Genomic DNA, 20,882 nt, shown 5'->3' on the forward strand with positions numbered 1-20,882 from the left:
TTCGAATCTCTTGGCAAGCCGCGTTGCAATTCCTTCATTAAAAAGTCAGATTGATCAGCAAGCCGCGGATCTCCCCAATCTTCTGCAGCAGCTCCAGTCTTCCCTGCTCCGTCTCCAATAGCTCTTCGCCCATGCCTAGCAAGCCTGCGTCTATTTCGTCAAGCAGCTTGTAACGTTTCCCGCGTCCCCGGCGGTCCCACCCTTTGGTCTCCTTCATGCCGACCCCGCGGCGAACCGTTTCCTCCAGGAAACGTTTGACCATCATCCGGTAGGCCTTCAGCTCACGCACCGTCATGGAACGCGCCAGCCGGTCACCCTGAAGCTCGATTTCCTGGAGCTTGCGGCTTAACTCCTCGTGGGTCGCCTGTTCCCCCTGATGCTGCATGGCATCCGAGAAGCTTTTAGAAGAGACCTGTCTGGCCGCACCTTCGGACAACCCTCTGCTGCTTGTCAATGGTCTATATCCCGGCTCGATTTTCATCTGACCTACCGCCCATCTCTATTTCGTTTATTTGACAACATGCAGAAACGGCTACTTGACCCCCGGGCCATCGTAACCGCTTGCTTGCCGGCAAACGGGAAACTCCCGCCCGCCGGCTTTGTCTTTAACATCCTGACATTCGTTATAAACGTTTATTAAAAATGCTCAAACCGGTCTACCGGAAGCACAAATACTGTAGCTCCACCAACTTGTACCTCAACAGGAAGCGGTAAATACGAATCCGTCGTTCCGCTCATTGGCGTTACAGGGGTTACAAGCTGCTCCCTGACCTTACAGCTGCTCCGAATGACACCCAGCACGGTCTCAACCTGACTGTCGTCAACCCCGATCATAAACGTCGTGTTTCCTGCACGAAGAAATCCGCCGGTACTTGCAAGTTTGGTGGCCCGAAAATTGGCTTTGACCAAAGCTCCGGATAAACGGTTGCTGTCTTTGTCTTGAATAATCGCAACAATCAGCTTCATATTGCAGTCCCTCCTCATTTGGTTTAGTTACGCCTAATAATGAAAAGAAAATAAGCAAATGGATTTCTATCAATCTTCCCTGCTATCTACCCCTCCCTACCTATCCAAGATGGGAGTAAGGATAAAGAAGATTATAATCTATTATACCGCATATTTTGTTACTTATTTAATAAATTTGCCCGAAAAACCTCTAAAATCGGCTTTAATTGCAATTTTACTGCTTCCGCCATCACTTCCGGCGTTTGGGATGCGTCTATAACCGTAATACGTTCAGGATACATAGCTGCTACCTTCCGGTATCCTTCCCTTACCTGATGATGGAAATGCAAGGCTTCAAGGTCAAGCCTGTTCACTTCCCGTCCCTTGCCAGCAGCAATCCGGGCCAGCCCAACCTCCGGCTCAATATCAAGATAAAACGTATAATCCGGAAATCTGCCTTCCGTAGCAAATGCGTTGATCGAAAGCACTTCCTCAATCCCGATGCCTCTGGCATACCCTTGATAAGCCAGGCTGCTATCAATGAACCGGTCGCATAACACGATTGTCCCCTGCTCCAGGGCGGGTTCCACCTTCTCCACCAAATGTTGGCGCCGTGCAGCCGCATAAAGCAAAGCTTCCGTCCGGACATCCATTTCCGTATGATCGGGGTGCAGCAGCAATTCGCGGATTCCTTCCGCTATCCGGATACCACCAGGCTCACGAGTCACGATGTACGCCAGTCCTTCATGCTCCAGCAGCTCGGCCAGCTTCTGCATCATCGTTGTTTTGCCTGATCCTTCTCCTCCCTCCAGCGTGATAAAAAGTCCCTTGCCTTTGATTTCTTTCATCATCGTTCCTCCGGTGTATAATCCTCATTAAGATAGACTTGAATATGCTGCAGGGATGAATCCTTGACCGCTTGAAAGCGGGAGCCCGCCTCCCTTAAAGCAATCAGGCGCGCCAAGGTTTCAGCCGTGATGGTTTCTCCCGGATACAAAAGCGGGATACCCGGCGGATAAGGAATAACCATCTCCGCGGCTTTCTTCCCCTCTCCTTGCTCCAGGGGTATATGTTCCGTTTCTTCCTCCACCGAAGGGCTTAGATCAAAAGCAACGGGCTGCGAGACGGACTCTGCACCCCTAATGTTCCACGTGGAAACGAAGGAGGCTGCCGGTTTGGCCTGGTCTTCAGGACAATAGCCCATCTCTGCTTCCAGTGTATGCAGCACCTCCAGCAAATGGTTAACATCGCCTGCGGTCGTCCCCGGCCCTAAAGCCAGAACCGTATACCGCTCATCGCTCATCTCCGGAACGCATTGATGACGCTCCAAGTGTTCTTGAAGCTTATATCCGCTCCATTGCCCCAGACGGTCATACAAAACCACTTTGTAAGGGTCCTGATAGGGATGAGGATAAGGCGAGCCATTTGGAGCACTTCCGCCTTCTAAATTGCTTCCATACTTCTTATTACCACCATCCGGCAGATTGCTAACTTCCTCTTCTAAACTTCCGATCCGGGTCAGCTCCCGCAGACCCTCTCGCAGACGGGCCGCCGCAGACAAGCTTTCCGCAAAGGCGGCCGGTCCCTCCTGCTCCAGCAGGCTTCTGCACAGATCGAGCGAAGCCATGATCGGGTAAGACGGGCTGGAGCTCTGCACCATCGCCAGCCGCTGGCGGAGCAGCGAACGGTTCAGCAGGCCTCCCTGCACATGCAGCATGGCGCCCATCGTCATGGCGCCCAGCATCTTGTGCGTGGACTGCACGACACCGTCGGCGCCCTGCGACAGTGCGCCGCGCGGCAGCTCTGCGGCCAGGCCGTAATGCGCTCCGTGGGCTTCGTCCACGAGCAGCGGCACCCCGGCCGCATGACACAGCGCCGCAAGCGGAGCTAGCGGCGCTCCCATGCCGTAGTAGTTCGGGTGGGTGACCAGCACGCCCTTGGCGCCCGGATAACGGCGCAGGGCTTCACCCACCGTCTCCGGCGACGGCATGGTGGCAAGCCCGCTGGCGCCGTCTACCTCCGGCGCCAGAAACACCGCCCGTGCGCGGGCCAGCATCAATCCGTGCAGCACGGATTTGTGCACATTGCGCTGCACGAGCAGCACATCGCCCGGCTGACTGCAAGCCGTCAGGATCAGCGCCAGATTGCCCGACGTACTTCCTCCTACCAGGAAGTACGTCTCTTCGGCCCCGAAGAACCGGGCCGCCCTCTTCTGCGCCTCCTCAATCACGCCCTCCGGATGATGCAGATCATCCAGGCCTGTGATTTCGGTGGCGTCTATCGTCAGCACGTCCTGCAGCGGGCCGCTGCTGGAGCGTGCGTACATTTTCCCGTTCTTATGCCCCGGCACATGGAACGACACATCTTTGTTTTCCCTGTACCTCTGGAGGGCTTCCCACAACGGAGCCTCTACGGCATGCAGTTTCCTCACCACTCAACACTTCCTATTCCAATCTCTTCTCTTGCTTCCTATTTTAAAAGATTAAAAAGCCGAAGTATATGTATTCCTCCTAAACGCTTCCTCGGTCCCTATCCCCTCGACTTATAATCCCCTGCAGGATAAAAAAGAGCCCGCATCTTCTGCAGGCCCCCTTAGTCTTGTTTACGCATTCAACTGCACCCAAATCTGCTTCATCTGATGAATAAAGAAATCATATTTCTCATCCTTCACATCCGTATGAACCATCTCTGCTTCGCACTCTTCACAAATAAATTCCGAGACGATCTTAATGCCCTGCGCTTTTGTCTTGCCGCATATAATACAGGTCTCCGGTCCTTCTTCTTTTAAGATCTCCACCGGTTTAACGATATCTTCCATCTGCGATCCCACCTTGTCGCTTTTACTATCAGTATGCCACAGAATCTATCTATTTATACAAGTCTGCTAGCCTTTTGACCCTATATCGTATGCCCAAAGCCGCAAATTGGTGTTTATCCCCTCGCTCCCGCTCAACAAAGCTTAAATTTATGCCGATATATTAAGCAAAAGACTTTGTACCTGCTATCTCCCAGGAGGGATGTAATCGTTTATGAATCTTGACCAAAATACAAAAGCAACCTTCTACCAGTACCGGCTCCTGAAAAAATCCTTGTTTCCCAAACCCTTAATGCTGAGCCTTCTGGTTGTCCCGTTGATCTGCCTGATCGCGGAAATTATAGGTTTTGGCCCGCTCAGCATTTTGACTTTTATCATAGCGGGTCCGATCGCCCTGTGGATTCAGTTTGTTATCTGCCGTTCCGTTATCATCATCGTCAGTCATTCTTACCGTCCAAAATGGCATTTCGCCTGGCGCCTGCCGTGGTTCGGCTATATTCCAAACCAATACATAAGTTATTCCACCTATAAAAAAACGCACCTGCATTACGTCTGGATTGGACTCGCCCTAATCGCCGTGCTGAGCCCCTGGTCGCCGGCAAGCCTGATTGTCTCCTTATTCTTCTGGCACCTATGGCTGCTCGCCCCCCGGTTTTATTCGTTCCTAGTCCTGCTTAAGCAGCGCAAAGACGGGATGATCAAATTAACCGATCAAGAGCTGTTTTATTACATTCAATGATCCTTATCTCAGAAAAAAGAAACCTGCCGCCCTATAAGAGGAAGCAGGTTTCTTTCAAATGCTACGGGTTATTAGCCTGGTTATTTAGGCCCTGTACAGCCACATCATTCGTTTTAGGAATGTAGAGAATAAAAGCATTCTTCTGCAGTGATAATTGAATGATTTGATTATTTTTCATGAAAACACGTGTAGATCCCGTCTGTTCTGCCTTGTTCTCCGTCCAGCCCCAAGCCTTGATTTCCTCCTCATAGGCTGTAGGAAGCTTACTATCCTCTCTTAGGCCGGGAACCGCATAACGGACGTACTCCATTTTCGAGCTCTTTAATGCAGCCTCCGCTTTACTAGCTTCCTTCGGAACCGGAAAACTTTTATCCACTGCTGAACCCTCGTATACCTTCCAAGCGGTATCTGCAGAATTACAGCCTGTAATCAACAATATCATCGTTATAACTGAAAGCAAGCAGAATAAATACCATTGGGTTTTCCTATGCATGATATTTCTCCTCCTTACCCCAATAAGTTCACTTCCTTTAAGGTACAAGGCCCCTACTTTCCACTTCATCGATCCGACTAAGTTCCTAGTTTATTATATATTCAGACGTTCCGTCAGGAGTAACAAAACGGTTACATTCAATTGTCGGTTACCTCATTCTATGATTATTTCTAGTTTCACATCTATAACCTTATAAAACGGCTATTAAAAAATAAAAACCACCACCGATAATCGGCAGTGGTTCTTCGCTTGGCGGCGTCCTACTCTCCCAGGACCCTGCGGTCCAAGTACCATCGGCGCTGGAGGGCTTAACGGTCGTGTTCGGGATGGGTACGTGTGGAACCCCTCCGCCATCGCCACCAAACATGATTTTTGCGCTGCTTCTCTTCCGCGTCTTTCGCTTCAGCAAAAGATCAAACCTTAGAAAGGACATGCAGCTTAAAATCGGTTCAGATGTTTGATCACCTGAAAACTGGACACGAAACAATCAATTGCGATTTAGTTGTTCTCGGGGCCCCCGCAAAGTAATCGGAATCAGCATCGAAGCTGTTCTTCACTTTGTGGGGTACTTTTTTGGATAAGCCCTCGACCGATTAGTACTGGTCAGCTCCATGCATTGCTGCACTTCCACCCCCAGCCTATCTACCTCGTCGTCTTCAAGGGGTCTTACTAATTGGGAAATCTCATCTTGAGGGAGGCTTCACGCTTAGATGCTTTCAGCGCTTATCCCTTCCGCACTTAGCTACCCAGCTGTGCTCCTGGCGGAACAACTGGTGCACCAGCGGTGCGTCCATCCCGGTCCTCTCGTACTAAGGACAGCTCCTCTCAAATTTCCTACGCCCACGACAGATAGGGACCGAACTGTCTCACGACGTTCTGAACCCAGCTCGCGTACCGCTTTAATGGGCGAACAGCCCAACCCTTGGGACCTACTTCAGCCCCAGGATGCGATGAGCCGACATCGAGGTGCCAAACCTCCCCGTCGATGTGGACTCTTGGGGGAGATAAGCCTGTTATCCCCAGGGTAGCTTTTATCCGTTGAGCGATGGCCCTTCCATGCGGTACCACCGGATCACTAAGCCCGACTTTCGTCCCTGCTCGACTTGTCAGTCTCGCAGTCAAGCTCCCTTTTGCCTTTGCACTCTTCGAATGATTTCCAACCATTCTGAGGGAACCTTGGGGCGCCTCCGTTACTCTTTAGGAGGCGACCGCCCCAGTCAAACTGCCCACCTGACACTGTCCCCATACCGGTTCACGGTACCAGGTTAGAACTCCGATACGATCAGGGTGGTATCCCAACGGCGCCTCCAAGGAAGCTTGCGCTCCCTCTTCCTAGGCTCCCACCTATCCTGTACAAATCGTATCAAAGTCCAATATCAAGCTGCAGTAAAGCTCCATGGGGTCTTTCCGTCTTGTCGCGGGTAACCTGCATCTTCACAGGTATTAAAATTTCACCGGATCTCTCGTTGAGACAGCGCCCAAGTCGTTACGCCATTCGTGCGGGTCAGAATTTACCTGACAAGGAATTTCGCTACCTTAGGACCGTTATAGTTACGGCCGCCGTTTACTGGGGCTTCAGTTCATAGCTTCGGGTTTAACCCCTAACCACTCCCCTTAACCTTCCAGCACCGGGCAGGCGTCAGCCCGTATACTTCGCCTTACGGCTTCGCACAGACCTGTGTTTTTGCTAAACAGTCGCTTGGGCCTTTTCACTGCGGCCCCCTCGGGCTATTCACCCTACCGAGGCACCCCTTCTCCCGAAGTTACGGGGTCATTTTGCCGAGTTCCTTAACGAGAGTTCTTCCGCGCGCCTTAGAATTCTCTTCTCGCCTACCTGTGTCGGTTTGCGGTACGGGCACCTTCACCTGGCTAGAGGCTTTTCTTGGCAGTGTGAGATCATGACCTTCGCTACTGCAATTTTCGCTCCCCATCACAGCCCAAGGTTATGTAGCACGGATTTGCCTATGCTACCCTCTCACTGCTTGGACGGACATCCATCAGTCCGCGTCACTACCCTGCTGCGTCACCCCATCGCTCATAACGGTTTACGGTGGTACAGGAATTTCCACCTGTTGTCCTTCGACTACGCCTGTCGGCCTCGCCTTAGGTCCCGACTTACCCTGAGCGGACGAACCTTCCTCAGGAACCCTTAGGCTTTCGGCGGATCAGATTCTCACTGATCTTTTCGTTACTCATACCGGCATTCTCACTTGTGTACTCTCCAGCGCTCCTTACGGTACACCTTCAACGCATACACAACGCTCCCCTACCCCTGATGCAAGCATCAAGCCATAGCTTCGGTGGTGTGTTTAGCCCCGTTACATTTTCGGCGCAGAGTCACTCGACCAGTGAGCTATTACGCACTCTTTAAATGGTGGCTGCTTCTAAGCCAACATCCTGGTTGTCTGTGCAACTCCACATCCTTTCCCACTTAACACACACTTGGGGACCTTAGCTGATGGTCTGGGCTGTTTCCCTTTTGACAATGGATCTTAGCACTCACTGTCTGACTCCCGGTTAATCAGTCTATGGCATTCGGAGTTTGACTGAGCTTGGTAACCCTTGCGGGCCCCGCACCCAATCAGTGCTCTACCTCCACGACTGTACCACCGAGGCTAGCCCTAAAGCTATTTCGGGGAGAACCAGCTATCTCCGAGTTCGATTGGAATTTCTCCGCTACCCCCACCTCATCCCCGAACTTTTCAACGTTCGTGGGTTCGGGCCTCCAGTGCGTGTTACCGCACCTTCACCCTGGACAGGGGTAGATCACACGGTTTCGGGTCTACGCCCACGTACTATAATCGCCCTATTCAGACTCGCTTTCGCTACGGCTACGGCTTCTCACCTTAACCTTGCACGGGAACGTAACTCGCCGGTTCATTCTACAAAAGGCACGCCATCACCCATTAATTAGGCTCTGACTTCTTGTAAGCACACGGTTTCAGGTTCTCTTTCACTCCCCTTCCGGGGTGCTTTTCACCTTTCCCTCACGGTACTGCTTCACTATCGGTCACTAGGGAGTATTTAGCCTTACCAGATGGTCCTGGCAGATTCATACGGGGTTTCACGTGCCCCGCACTACTCGGGATCCGTCTCGGAGGGAATAGACTTTCGGTTACAGGGCTTTTACCTCTTCTAGCGGGTCTTTCCAGACCTCTTCGCCTACCCTATTCCTTTGTAACTCCATGTGAGACGTCCCACAACCCCAAGAGGCAAGCCTCTTGGTTTAGGCTCTTCCGCGTTCGCTCGCCGCTACTGACGGAATCACTACTTGTTTTCTCTTCCTCAAGGTACTTAGATGTTTCAGTTCCCCTGGTCTGCCTCTTCATTACCTATGTATTCAGTAATGAGTGACTGGCTATTACACCAGCCGGGTTTCCCCATTCGGACATCCCCGGATCAAAGCTTGCTTACAGCTCCCCGAGGCCTTATCGTTGTTCGCCACGTCCTTCTTCGGCTCCTAGCGCCTAGGCATCCTCCGTGTGCTCTTAGTAGCTTAACCAAATCGCTCGGATTTTGGGTCAACACGCTCTGTTGTTCCTCGGTTTCTCATTTGAAATGAATCAAGGGTGAAACCGACTCACAAAGGATCGATTGCCTCCAAAATACCTCGCTCTACAGTTAGCACTTCACTTGTTCTCTACGATCACAAGTTCAGCTAAAAAAGAATGTTCTAATTCGCATTTGTTGTTTCGTTATCCAGTTTTCAAGGATCAAAGCAGTTTCGGAAAACTGCGGTTTTGAGAGTTTGAGCTCTCAAAACTGACCAACGAGTGAGAAGTGAAATCTTTGCGAAGCAAAGATACTTCGAGAGCATCCTTCTTCGCGGTATTTGTACCGCTTCGCTGCGGAAGCGAGGTACTCCATAGAAAGGAGGTGATCCAGCCGCACCTTCCGATACGGCTACCTTGTTACGACTTCACCCCAATCGTCTACCCCACCTTCGGCGGCTGGCTCCCCTAAGGGTTACCCCACCGACTTCGGGTGTTGTAAACTCTCGTGGTGTGACGGGCGGTGTGTACAAGACCCGGGAACGTATTCACCGCGGCATGCTGATCCGCGATTACTAGCAATTCCGACTTCATGCAGGCGAGTTGCAGCCTGCAATCCGAACTGAGACCGGCTTCTAAAGATTCGCTCCAGATCGCTCCTTCGCTTCCCGTTGTACCGGCCATTGTAGTACGTGTGTAGCCCAGGTCATAAGGGGCATGATGATTTGACGTCATCCCCACCTTCCTCCGGTTTGTCACCGGCAGTCACTCTAGAGTGCCCAGCTTTACCTGCTGGCAACTAAAGTCAAGGGTTGCGCTCGTTGCGGGACTTAACCCAACATCTCACGACACGAGCTGACGACAACCATGCACCACCTGTCTCCCCTGTCCCGAAGGAAAGGCCTATCTCTAGACCGGTCAGGGGGATGTCAAGACCTGGTAAGGTTCTTCGCGTTGCTTCGAATTAAACCACATACTCCACTGCTTGTGCGGGTCCCCGTCAATTCCTTTGAGTTTCAGTCTTGCGACCGTACTCCCCAGGCGGAATGCTTAATGTGTTAACTTCGGCACCAAGGGTATCGAAACCCCTAACACCTAGCATTCATCGTTTACGGCGTGGACTACCAGGGTATCTAATCCTGTTTGCTCCCCACGCTTTCGCGCCTCAGCGTCAGTTACAGCCCAGAAAGTCGCCTTCGCCACTGGTGTTCCTCCACATCTCTACGCATTTCACCGCTACACGTGGAATTCCACTTTCCTCTTCTGCACTCAAGTCACCCAGTTTCCAGTGCGACCCGGAGTTGAGCCCCGAGATTAAACACCAGACTTAAATGACCGCCTGCGCGCGCTTTACGCCCAATAATTCCGGACAACGCTTGCCCCCTACGTATTACCGCGGCTGCTGGCACGTAGTTAGCCGGGGCTTTCTTCTCAGGTACCGTCACTCGGATAGCAGTTACTCTACCCGACGTTCTTCCCTGGCAACAGAGCTTTACGATCCGAAAACCTTCATCACTCACGCGGCGTTGCTCCGTCAGACTTTCGTCCATTGCGGAAGATTCCCTACTGCTGCCTCCCGTAGGAGTCTGGGCCGTGTCTCAGTCCCAGTGTGGCCGTTCACCCTCTCAGGTCGGCTACGCATCGTCGCCTTGGTGAGCCGTTACCTCACCAACTAGCTAATGCGCCGCAGGCCCATCCGCAAGTGACAGATTGCTCCGTCTTTCCCAAGAAAGTCATGCGACTCTCTTGCGTATCCGGTATTAGCTACCGTTTCCGGTAGTTATCCCAGTCTTGCAGGCAGGTTGCCTACGTGTTACTCACCCGTCCGCCGCTAAGTGGATCAGGAGCAAGCTCCCGATCCACTCCGCTCGACTTGCATGTATTAGGCACGCCGCCAGCGTTCGTCCTGAGCCAGGATCAAACTCTCCAATAAAGATGGAAGGTCCTTGCCACCCGAAGGCGGTAGGTTTTCCATTAGAAGTTAAGTTTGTGACTCATTTTGAATCTGACGAGATTGGAGCGAATTTCAAATCCACATGGATTTCAAATCCGTCCCAAAATATCTCATTTATTTCTCACTCGTTGTTCAGTTTTCAAAGATCAAACTTTTTATTTCATTCCGTTAACAACTCATCACTGTCAACTTTTATATCATACCATGTGAACAGCTATATTGCAAGCTTTTTTTGAAAATTCCTTATTTTCAATGCTTGCTATAAAAATAAACGCTGCAAAACGGTACGTATTAATATACCCCATTCTGCAGCTTTAGTCAAGTTAATTAATAATCTCGACAATATAGAGATTATGGTTCTGAACCAGATTGATGATTTGCCCCTTGACGGAAACCATCGGACGTGTCGGGTGGGCTCGATCGGTAAAGACGATTTCCCCGGTTTCATCGTTGTTCAGACGAACCCGAGTCCCGTTATGCAGCTCTGTTACTTTTCCTATGAATGTCTGGACGATCGCCGGATCCAGCTTGCCGAAGGCCTCCGATTGAATTTCCTCCAGTACAAGATAGGGCGATTGGGCTTTTCTGTACCGCTTCTTCAGCGTCATAGCATGAAAAATATCGGCAACCGCCACAATCTTGGCGTAGACATGGATTTTATCGCCTGTCAGGCGAAGAGGGTAGCCGGAGCCGTCTATTTTTTCATGGTGCTGTAAAGCAGCCAGTCTTACGCCTTCGTTCAAAGCCGGAATGTTGCGGAGCATTTGATAGCCGTACGTAGTATGCATGCGGACTTCCTCCAGCTCATCGTTATTCAGATAAGAAGGATGATAGAGGATACCCGGGTCTACCTTGGCATTGCCGATGTCGTGCAGCAGTCCCGCCAGCGCTACCTGAACCCAGTCTTTCTGAGGCAATCCGCTCCACTGGGCCAGACAATAGGAGGTCAGGGCAGACAGAATTCCATTATGGTACATATAATCGTATTCGTTCATATTTCTAGGCACGAAGGTCAAAATTTTATAATGCTTCATCATCCCAAGCAGTAGCTCCAGCTGACTGCGAAGATCATATACGGGAATGCTTGCAGCCAGTGCTGATTGGAACGAGCTTTTGACCAGGTTGAGCATCCGATCGTATTCCGTTTGAAAAGGATCGGCCGGCATTTTTTTAACCGCCTCCGGCACCACCTTGGGAACAGTGGATTTAGGAGAGGCTGCACCTTTGGATTCCTTCACAGCTGTTGCCTCGGATCCCGCTCCACCTTCAACCTCAACCTCCTGGATCATAAACGCCCGCAGGACATCCAGATCTCTGGGGATCAACACTTTACCTTTAGGCATCAGCATGCCGCCAAGCATCGTATGTACAGGACTGGCAATCTTTTGTCCAGGCTTCAAGTCAGTTACTGCCACATTTCCCATTTCAGACCCCCCGCTATCCTTGGTTTATCGCAAAATGACATCGCCGTTTATCGTATCCTACGATCTCTCAACTTTCAGACTAATTATATACGCCTTTATACCTAGGAACAATCTCCCTTTTTAACTTAAAAAAGAAGACCCGCTGAAAGGGACAAAAAGAGCCTCCTGATCAGGAGACCCTTTTTGAATCTTATATAGCGGCAAGAAACTCGAAGGTTATTCCTCTTCCGAATCCTCTTCGCTTTCAATCATCTCTGGAGCTGCAACCTCATCGGTTCCTGCTGCGTCGATCAATTCTTCCTCGACGGTCAGCAGCTCTTCCTCATCCAGAGCTTCTTCGTTCGACTCTTCCGTTTTGTCGGTTCGGCAAACGGTAGCCACCGAGTCATCCTCACGGATGTTAATGAGCTTAACGCCCTGTGCATAACGGCCCATCGTGCTGATTCCCGCCATGCTGGTACGAATCAGCGTACCACTGCTGGTGATGATCATCAAGTCCTCTTCGTCTTTAACGACTTTAAGGCTGATTACCGTACCGTTCTTCTCGGTGACGTTAATCGTCTTGATGCCTTTACCGCCGCGGCTTTGAACCCGATATTCGTCAACCGGCGTACGTTTGCCGTAGCCTTTGGTCGTCACAATCAGAACATCCTGTCCCGGAACAATGACATCCATGCCGATGACTTCATCGTCTGAATCGAGGGTAATGCCTTTAACGCCTGTCGCAGAGCGTCCCATGGAACGGACATCTCCCTCCAAGAAACGAATCGACATCCCTTTGGCCGTGCCCAGGATGACCTCTTCGTTGCCGTCGGTCATTTTTACATCAATCAGACGGTCGTCTTCGCGCAGGTTAATGGCAATAAGCCCACCCTTACGAATATTAACGTAGTCTTCAAGAGGCGTCTTCTTGACAATCCCTTGCTGAGTAGCAAAGAACAGCAGCTTATCGGTCTCTGATGGAACCACCGGAATAACGGCGTTAACCGTCTCGCCCTGTTCGATCTGAATCAGGTTGATGATCGGCGTTCCTCTTGCCGTACGGCCAAGTTCCGGAATCTCATAAGCTTTAATCCGGTAAGCTTTACCTCTGTCCGTAAAGAACATCAGGTAGTTGTGGGAGTTGGTTACAAACAGATGCTCGACAAAGTCGTTGTCCTTTGTATCCATGCCTACAACGCCGCGTCCGCCGCGCTTCTGGCTGCGGTAAGTGGTAACAGGCAGACGTTTGATATAACCGGTGTGAGTAATCGTAATGACGACTTCCTCTTGCGGAATCAAATCCTCGTCCAGAATACTCTCTTCACCCACCGTAATTTCCGTGCGGCGTTCATCCGCATATTTCTCTTTAATCTCTTGAAGCTCTTGGCTGATAATATCCAGAACCAGCGCTTCGCTGGCCAAAATTTCGCGGTACTCGGCAATCTTCTGAACCAGCTCGTTATATTCGTTCTCAATCTTATCGCGTTCCAAACCGGTCAGACGGCGCAGACGCATATCCAGAATCGCCTGGGCCTGCTCGAAGCTGAGTCCGAAACGGCTCATCAGCCCTTCGCGTGCCTGCTCATCCGAGCTGGAAGCACGGATCAAAGCAATGACCTCGTCAATATGGTCCAGAGCGATCCGCAGACCTTCCAGGATATGAGCTCTGGCCTCGGCTTTGCGCAGATCAAATTCCGTGCGGCGGCGAATGACTTCGATTTGGTGAAGAATATAATACTTCAAGACTTCATGCAAAGTCAGAATCCGCGGCTCGTTATTTACGATCGCCAGCATGTTGATGCCAAATGTAGACTGCATAGCTGTATGTTTGTACAGGTTATTCAGCACGACATTCGGATTTACGTCCCGGCGAAGCTCAATCACAATCCGCATACCATTGCGGTCGGATTCATCCCGAAGATCTGTAATGCCTTCAATCCGTTTCTCACGGACGAGCTCGGCAATTTTCTCAACGAGTCTGGCTTTGATCACCTGGTAAGGAAGCTCATGCACGATAATGCGCGCTTTGTTATTGTGCTCCTCGATAGTAGCCTTGGCTCTCATGGTTACGGAACCACGGCCTGTCGAATAAGCCTGTCTGATGCCTTCCCGTCCCAAAATGTAACCGGCTGTCGGGAAGTCAGGGCCTTTGATATACTCCATCAATTCCAGGGACGTCAGCTCCGGATTCTCGATCAAAGCCTGTACACCGTCAATGACTTCCCCCAGATTATGAGGCGGTATATTGGTGGCCATCCCTACCGCAATACCGGAAACCCCGTTAACGAGCAGGTTCGGGTAACGCGCCGGGAGAACAACAGGCTCCTGTTCCTCACCATCATAGTTAGGCGCGAAATCAACGGTCTCTTTGTTCAGATCGCGCAGCATTTCCATCGCAATCTTGGAGAGTCTGGCTTCCGTATATCGCATCGCTGCCGCAAAGTCGCCGTCAATCGAACCGAAGTTGCCATGACCGTCGATCAGCATGTTGCGCATGGAGAAATCCTGCGCCATACGAACCATCGTTTCATAAACGGCGGAATCACCGTGCGGATGATATTTACCGATGACTTCGCCGACGATTCTGGCGGATTTCTTGTACGGTTTGTCCGGAGCCATACCGAGCTCGGACATGGCATACAAAATACGGCGATGCACAGGCTTAAGTCCATCCCGTACATCCGGCAAAGCCCGGCTGACAATGATGCTCATTGCGTAATCCATAAAGGATTCGCGCATCTCCTGACCGATGTCACGATCTATAATTCGCGAGAATTTTTCTTCAGCCATGCTGTGCCTCCTTCAAATTTACCAGTGTACATCTATGAGAAAAGCCGCAAAAGCAACCCGCGGAAGCGAAATCGAAACCGGCTTGCTGCCATCCTTCCGATTGTCGGCGGGTACTCAATAACATGTATAAAAAGGCCGTAATCCTCTATAAACGCTAATAATTATTATATTACTTTCACAAAACAAGCACAATTAAACATTGCCAAATGTCTTCTTGGTCTTCCGGGCCGGAATCACAAAAAAATAGGGAAATGTCCAATCCTGCGGCTTTCCATTCTCATACACTGTCCCTATAGGTTAATTTCCTATGACTTCCTCATTGTGGGAAGAAGTTAGAAAATCACCATATCTTATAATTATACCATTGTTTGTCCCGTCTGTCCTATGTTTTTGAGCGTCTAGACCATGGAAATGGCCAATCTAGCCTGTTTGGAAAGGAATGAAGCCGCTTTGTCGATCCAACGTGTTTCAAGCAAATGGGAGAAGACGAAAGTATTGAGCCGGAACAGCCGGCTGAACAGCTATATCCCTGACACACGCCCGTTCTCAGCAGAGCAGCTTCAGCTAATGCTGGAGCAGTATAACACCGTATTTATCAAACCCGACCGGGGTACTTACGGTATTGGCGTTATGAGCATAGAGCGTTATCAGGACAATCCATCCTCTACAGACACTGATTCCCCTTGGCTTTACAAGCTCCGTTACGGGATTGAATCCCGGGTATTCGGGTCCCTTGGGGAGATGCATGAAATTCTGGCTGAGCGGATGAACGGCAAATTCTATGTCATCCAGCGCGGCATTGCTTTGCTCACTTATGAATCCCGTAAATTTGATCTTCGTGTACTGGTTCAGAAGAATTTAAAAGGCGCATGGGAAACCACCGGGTTTATCGGCAGGGTGGCAGGACCGCAGAAAATCATCACCAATCATCACAGCGGCGGTCAAATCCGGCCTATTGAAGAGCTATTTAAAGCCTATCTGGATGCAAAAGGCCTGGCTGCCCTGATTCATGAGCTTAGAGTGCTGGGGGCAAAGGTCGGTTACCAGCTGGAGAGAAAATATCCCGGCTTGAAAGAGATCGGCCTCGATATTGCCGTCGATGGGGAGTTCCGGCCTTGGCTGCTTGAAGTGAATACCCTGCCTGCCTTGTTCCCGTTCAAACGACTGTCCGACAAAACCATCTATCAGAAAATCCGTAAATACGCTCAGGCCTACGGGCGCTTGGGTAAAAAGAAAACATCCTGATTCGCATTCGCTCCCTCTCCTCGGAAGGCCCGTACCTAAATCTGCCCACAAAAAAAAGACCAGGTACACTCTGTACCCGGTCTTATTGACGTTATACGCCTAGCGCACAGCGTTTAAATATCCAGATTCCGAACATATTTGGCATGTTCCTGAATGAAATCACGGCGCGGTTCAACATTGTCGCCCATCAGCTTATCGAACAGGGCATCCGCCTGAATCGCATCAGCGATGGAGACCTGCTGCATCGTGCGGGATTCCGGATCCATCGTCGTTTCCCACAGCTGCTCCGGATTCATCTCGCCCAATCCTTTATAGCGCTGGACGTTCAGCTTCACGCCTTCGCCGAATTCGGCGATAATTTCGTCGCGCTCTTTCTCCGAGCCGGCGTAGCGGATCACTTTGTTGCGCTCGATCTTAAAGAGCGGCGGCTGTGCAATGTACACAAAGCCGGCTTCGATGATCGGCCGCATGAAGCGGAAGAAGAAGGTAAGCAGCAGCGTCCGGATATGCGCGCCGTCGACGTCCGCATCGGTCATGATAATGACTTTGTGATAACGGGCCTTCGAGATGTCGAGCTCCTCGCCGATTCCGGTACCCAGCGCCGTGATGATGGCGCGGATTTCGGCATTGCCGAGGATCCGGTCCAGACGGGACTTCTCGACGTTCAGGATTTTACCGCGCAGCGGCAAGATCGCCTGGAAGTGACGATCGCGTCCTTGCTTGGCCGATCCGCCAGCGGAGTCGCCTTCGACGATATAAAGTTCGCTGATCGAGGCGTCTTTGGAAGAGCAGTCGGCCAGCTTACCCGGCAGGCTGCTGACCTCGAGCGCACTCTTGCGTCTCGTCAACTCACGGGCTTTACGAGCCGCCTCGCGGGCGCGGGAAGCCTGGAGGGCTTTTTCAAGCACCCGTTTGGCTACGGCAGGGTTCTCGTCCATGAATTCCTGCAGCTTCTCCGCAAACAGCGATTCGACGATACCGCGCACTTCGCTGTTTCCGAGTTTGGTTTTGGTCTGGCCCTCAAACTGCGGCTCAGGGATCTTGACGGAAATGATCGCCGTCAGTCCTTCGCGTACGTCATCGCCGGACAGATTGGAGCCGCTGTCCTTGATCGCGCTTGTCTTGCGGGCATAGTCGTTAATAATCCGCGTCAGAGCGCTCTTGAAGCCGGATTCGTGCGAGCCGCCCTCATACGTATTGATGTTGTTGGCGAAAGAGTGGATATTCTCCGTATAGCTGTCGTTATACTGGAGGGCAATCTCCACCTGAATCATATCGCGTGAGCCCTCCACATAGATCGGCTCTTCGTGAAGCGCCTCGCGGTTCTGGTTCAAATATTTGACATATTCGATAATCCCGCCTTCGTAATGGAACGAATCGGACTGACCCGTACGCTCGTCGTGGAGCGTAATATTGATTCCTTTGTTCAGGAAAGCCAGCTCGCGAATCCGTGTCTGCAAAGTCGTGTAATCGAACACTGTAGTTTCAGTAAAAATCTCCGGATCCGGTTTGAACGTCGTTTTTGTACCGGTGGATTCGCTTGTGCCAATCACTCTGATGTCATACTGCGGAGCCCCCCGGTGGTATTCCTGCTGATAAACTTGTCCGTCCCGCTGAATTTCAACGATCACCCACTCGGACAGGGCATTCACAACGGAAACGCCTACGCCGTGCAGACCGCCGGATACTTTATATCCGCCGCCGCCGAATTTACCGCCCGCGTGCAGAACGGTCATGACCACTTCGAGCGTGGACTTCTTCATCTTCGGATGTTCACCGACCGGAATTCCCCGGCCATTGTCAATCACGGTGACGCTGTTATCCTGATGAACAATAACATCGATTTTGTCAGCAAAACCGGCTAACGCTTCGTCGATGCTGTTATCCACAACTTCCCACACCAAATGATGCAGCCCCTTGACGCTGGTCGAACCAATATACATCCCCGGCCGTTTGCGGACAGCCTCCAATCCTTCCAGCACCTGAATCTGACTTTCATCATACGATTGTTGTTCGTTGATAGACATGCCTTCACCTACTTCTATGAATTAGAATGCCTGCCTCCGCAGCTATAGCGGAGTACGCATTTAAAGATCAAGTTCGTTTGCTCAGTCTTGCTGGCTGCTTCTTGGCATCGGCTCCACAGCCAGGCCTTACAGTTCCTGATAAGTGTCGCATCTTTTCTTCAGCGTGGCGGAAGAAATAGGCGAATAATAAACCGTATGCTCTGTAACGACGATGGATTTTGCCTCTTCATCGCTGATTTGCACCATCTTCTTGCCTTCGAGCATGCTGGTTACGAACTGCTTTGAAATTTTGGAAGATTTCTCGATTGATATATCGAATATAGCAACCAGTTCTCTTGAAGATACCACTTTTTCGCCGCCGAGATGAATATACAACTTGCCCGCCCCCGTTTTCTAAGACATCACTTGTCCGCTTTGAACATGAAAAATGCTGGCGTCCTTCAGCTTGGCGGCATTGATGCTCTCCATGCCGGTAGCCGTAATAAACGTCTGCACTTTGCTCTGGAACGTTTCGATCAGTTGGGTTTGACGGTAAGGGTCAAGCTCGGATAAGACATCGTCCAGCAGCAGAACCGGGTACTCCCCGATTTCCTGGTGAATCAGTTCAATTTCCGCCAGCTTCAGCGAAAGCGCGGTCGTCCGCTGCTGTCCCTGAGAACCGAATACCTGCGCTTCCTTGCCGTTGATATGGAACGCAATATCGTCCCGGTGCGGCCCGGCCAGCGTCATGCCCCGTCTTATTTCCTGATCTTTCAATTGTGATAACTTTATCATAAATTGCTGCAATAAGACAGCTTCATCTTCCTCTTCGGCATCGCCAAACGATGGCAAATAGGTCAATTCAAGGTTCTCGGAGCCGTTGGTGATCCCCAAATGGATGTCCGCCGCCCATCGCTGCAGTTTTCTTATAAATTGTTTCCTTCTCTTGATGATTTTAACACCATGTTCTGCCAATTGTTCATTCCAGATCTCCAGCATCACCAAAGCTTCCGGTCCTGCCTGAAAAGCCGACTTCAGCAAATTGTTGCGCTGGACAAGCACCTTCTGGTACTGCTGAAGATGAAACAGATAACTCGGCATGACCTGGCCGATCTCCATATCCAGGAAACGCCGGCGGATGCCGGGCGTTCCTTTGACGATTTCGAGATCCTCCGGAGCGAACATAACGACGTTCAGCGTCCCGACAAAATCGCTCAGCTTCCGCTGCTCCAGCCCGTTAAGCTTGGCTTTTTTACCTTGCGGCGAAAGCCTGAGCTCCAGGTTCACCGCCCCGTATTTCCGTTCAATGAGCGCAGCAAGCACCGCTGCGTCCGCCGGAAAGGAGATCAATTCCTTGTCTTTGGACGTGCGGTGCGATTTGGTCAGCGCGAGCATCAGGATAGCTTCCAGCAGATTGGTTTTGCCCTGGGCGTTATTGCCAAGCAGCAAATTGACGCTGCCGAAAGCCTCCAGCTTCAGCTCCTCATAGTTCCGGTAATGTTGCAAGCTTAAATTTTTGACAAACATGCAGCGGTTCCTCCTACTCTTCAAGCATCCGGACGAGATCTCCTATCCGGACCGCATTAGAGGCATTCACTCTGCAGCAACCTCAAAGGAACCCTCGCCTTCAACCTCAACCCGATCTCCGGGATACAGCTTGCGTCCGCGCCGGTCCTCCGGCTCCCCGTTCACCTTCACCAGATTCTCCTGCAGCAGCGCTTTCGCCATTCCCCCGGTCGGCACGCAGTCCGACAGCTTCAGGAATTGGTCAAGCTTAATGTATTCGCTATGAATTTTAACCTGTTTCATCAGTTTCACTTATCCTTTCGGATGATTTAATTCGTCGTCCGGTAAGGCAGAATCAGATAAAGGCTGCGGCTTTCATCCATCGGCTTCACAATGATCGGGCTCATGGCGCCGGTGAATCCGATATGCAGCTGCTCGCTTTCCACCACTTTCAGCACGTCGAGCATATATTTCGAGTTAAACGAGATTTTAAGCGGATCGCCTGTGAAATTAACAACATCCAGCTGCTCGGTTACTTTGCCTAGCTCGGAAGAACTTGATGAGATTTCAATCGTACCGTCCTCCAGCGTCTGCAGCTTGACGATGTTGGTCTTCTCCTCACGCGACAGCAAATAAGCCCGGTCGATTGAATCGCTCAATTTTTTTGTATCCACAACAAGTTCTGTTTTGTAATGCGACGGAATAATCTTGGAAGTGTCCGGGTATGTGCCGTCGAGGATGCGGGAATAGAACAGCACCCGGTCAATTTTGAACAGCACCTGATTATCGGCCACTACGATGTCGACCATCGTGTTCTGGTCAGGAATGATTTTGCTTAATTCGTTTAAGGTTTTGCCTGAAATGACAATGTTGCTGAAGCGGATATCCTCCGCGTTCTCGATTGGAGCCGTGCGGCTGGCCAAGCGGTGGCGGTCCGTAGCCACAAACTTGAACAGGTTATCGCTTAGGTTCCACAAAACCCCGGTCAGGATCGGCGTCGTTTCATGGGTAGAAATGGAGAACACGGTTTGTTTGATCATGTTCCGCAGCAAATCGCCCGGCAGGGAGATGACCTGGTCTTCTTCGACCATCGGCAGAACCGGGAATTCCTCAGGATCAAGGCCAACCATCTGGATGTCCGTGGAGCCGGAACGGATAAAGGTTTGGAACCCTTCTTTCACCTCCATCTCAATTTCGGAAGAGGGCAGCTTCTTGATGATTTCAACGAAAAATTTAGCCGGAAGCACTACACTGCCCGGACGTTCAACCTGAACGATCTGCTTGTTGTTGTCCTCCTGCGGAATAAAAGCCTGGATAGAAATATCTGTATCGCTGGCGGTCAGCGTCAGTCCTTGGAAATTCACCTCAAGTTTGATCCCCGTCAAAATCGGAATCGTTGTGCGGCTGGAGATCGCTTTGGATACATGCTGGATCGATTCATTCAGTTCATTTTTCAAAATCCGGATTTTCATAATGTCACTCCTAATCGGTA

15 protein-coding genes and 3 rRNA genes are annotated in these 20,882 nt (G+C 51.0%); 2 read left to right on the plus strand and 16 right to left on the minus strand.

What is annotated here, in order from left to right:
• Positions 1-37: 37 nt before the first annotated feature.
• The 5 genes from AWM70_RS18950 to AWM70_RS18970 all read right to left on the minus strand — a co-directional run bounded on the left by AWM70_RS18950 (position 38) and on the right by AWM70_RS18970 (position 3,763).
• Positions 38-481 carry a YaaR family protein gene (locus AWM70_RS18950; protein ID WP_068699019.1) on the minus strand — a complete coding sequence of 148 codons (444 nt, stop codon included), beginning with the start codon at positions 479-481 and terminating at the stop codon, positions 38-40.
• Positions 482-636: 155 nt separating this feature from the next.
• On the minus strand, positions 637-966 hold the full coding sequence (locus AWM70_RS18955) for a cyclic-di-AMP receptor (protein WP_068699021.1): 330 nt from the start codon (positions 964-966) through the stop codon (positions 637-639).
• Positions 967-1,124: 158 nt separating this feature from the next.
• On the minus strand, positions 1,125-1,796 hold the full coding sequence (gene tmk / locus AWM70_RS18960) for a dTMP kinase (RefSeq protein ID WP_237167756.1): 672 nt from the start codon (positions 1,794-1,796) through the stop codon (positions 1,125-1,127).
• Positions 1,793-3,379: an aminotransferase class I/II-fold pyridoxal phosphate-dependent enzyme gene (locus AWM70_RS18965; RefSeq protein ID WP_418303188.1), complete on the minus strand. Its 1,587-nt coding sequence runs from the start codon at positions 3,377-3,379 to the stop codon at positions 1,793-1,795. Before AWM70_RS18965 ends, tmk begins: the two co-directional genes overlap by 4 nt.
• Before the next feature lie 168 nt (positions 3,380-3,547).
• Positions 3,548-3,763 carry a sigma factor G inhibitor Gin gene (locus tag AWM70_RS18970; protein ID WP_068699027.1) on the minus strand — a complete coding sequence of 72 codons (216 nt, stop codon included), beginning with the start codon at positions 3,761-3,763 and terminating at the stop codon, positions 3,548-3,550.
• A 211-nt stretch (positions 3,764-3,974) separates the two neighbouring features.
• Between AWM70_RS18970 and AWM70_RS18975 the strand changes: the two genes are divergently transcribed.
• Positions 3,975-4,499 carry a hypothetical protein gene (locus tag AWM70_RS18975; protein WP_068699029.1) on the plus strand — a complete coding sequence of 175 codons (525 nt, stop codon included), beginning with the start codon at positions 3,975-3,977 and terminating at the stop codon, positions 4,497-4,499.
• A gap of 61 nt (positions 4,500-4,560) precedes the next feature.
• On the opposite strand, the gene AWM70_RS18980 is transcribed toward AWM70_RS18975, so the two are convergent.
• The 6 genes from AWM70_RS18980 to gyrA form a co-directional block, all read right to left on the minus strand.
• Positions 4,561-4,992 carry a hypothetical protein gene (locus AWM70_RS18980; protein ID WP_068699032.1) on the minus strand — a complete coding sequence of 144 codons (432 nt, stop codon included), beginning with the start codon at positions 4,990-4,992 and terminating at the stop codon, positions 4,561-4,563.
• A 247-nt stretch (positions 4,993-5,239) separates the two neighbouring features.
• A 5S ribosomal RNA gene (gene rrf / locus AWM70_RS18985) occupies positions 5,240-5,356 on the minus strand.
• Positions 5,357-5,565: 209 nt separating this feature from the next.
• Positions 5,566-8,494, minus strand: a 23S ribosomal RNA gene (locus AWM70_RS18990).
• Between the two features lie 367 nt (positions 8,495-8,861).
• Positions 8,862-10,416: ribosomal RNA gene (locus AWM70_RS18995) — 16S ribosomal RNA — on the minus strand.
• The 16S, 23S and 5S rRNA genes sit together here, the layout of an rRNA operon.
• 344 nt (positions 10,417-10,760) lie before the next feature.
• Positions 10,761-11,861, minus strand: coding sequence for an HD-GYP domain-containing protein (locus AWM70_RS19000; protein ID WP_068699034.1), 1,101 nt, complete (start codon positions 11,859-11,861; stop codon positions 10,761-10,763).
• A gap of 216 nt (positions 11,862-12,077) precedes the next feature.
• Entirely contained in the window at positions 12,078-14,633 is a 2,556-nt protein-coding gene (gyrA, locus tag AWM70_RS19005) for a DNA gyrase subunit A (protein ID WP_068699036.1), read from the minus strand.
• A 450-nt stretch (positions 14,634-15,083) separates the two neighbouring features.
• Here gyrA and AWM70_RS19010 point away from each other — a divergent pair, with 450 nt between their 5' ends.
• A complete protein-coding gene (locus AWM70_RS19010) occupies positions 15,084-15,878 on the plus strand; it encodes a YheC/YheD family protein (RefSeq protein ID WP_068700852.1) in 795 nt (264 codons plus the stop codon).
• Between the two features lie 113 nt (positions 15,879-15,991).
• Here AWM70_RS19010 and gyrB read toward each other — a convergent pair whose 3' ends face one another.
• The 5 genes from gyrB to dnaN all read right to left on the minus strand — a co-directional run bounded on the left by gyrB (position 15,992) and on the right by dnaN (position 20,862).
• A complete protein-coding gene (gene gyrB, locus AWM70_RS19015) occupies positions 15,992-17,905 on the minus strand; it encodes a DNA topoisomerase (ATP-hydrolyzing) subunit B (protein ID WP_068699038.1) in 1,914 nt (637 codons plus the stop codon).
• A gap of 126 nt (positions 17,906-18,031) precedes the next feature.
• Positions 18,032-18,280, minus strand: a complete 249-nt coding sequence (gene remB / locus AWM70_RS19020) for an extracellular matrix regulator RemB (protein WP_068699040.1) — start codon at positions 18,278-18,280, stop codon at positions 18,032-18,034.
• An 18-nt stretch (positions 18,281-18,298) separates the two neighbouring features.
• Positions 18,299-19,411, minus strand: coding sequence for a DNA replication/repair protein RecF (recF, locus tag AWM70_RS19025; protein ID WP_068699042.1), 1,113 nt, complete (start codon positions 19,409-19,411; stop codon positions 18,299-18,301).
• Positions 19,412-19,477: 66 nt separating this feature from the next.
• On the minus strand, positions 19,478-19,693 hold the full coding sequence (gene yaaA / locus AWM70_RS19030; protein ID WP_068699044.1) for a S4 domain-containing protein YaaA: 216 nt from the start codon (positions 19,691-19,693) through the stop codon (positions 19,478-19,480).
• Between the two features lie 26 nt (positions 19,694-19,719).
• The gene (dnaN, locus tag AWM70_RS19035; protein WP_068699046.1) at positions 19,720-20,862 is read right to left on the minus strand and encodes a DNA polymerase III subunit beta; all 1,143 of its coding nucleotides are present in this window, start codon (positions 20,860-20,862) and stop codon (positions 19,720-19,722) included.
• Between the last annotated feature and the right edge of the window lie 20 nt (positions 20,863-20,882).

Origin of the sequence: Paenibacillus yonginensis, from assembly GCF_001685395.1 — a bacterium.
GTDB lineage: Bacteria > Bacillota > Bacilli > Paenibacillales > Paenibacillaceae > Fontibacillus > Fontibacillus yonginensis.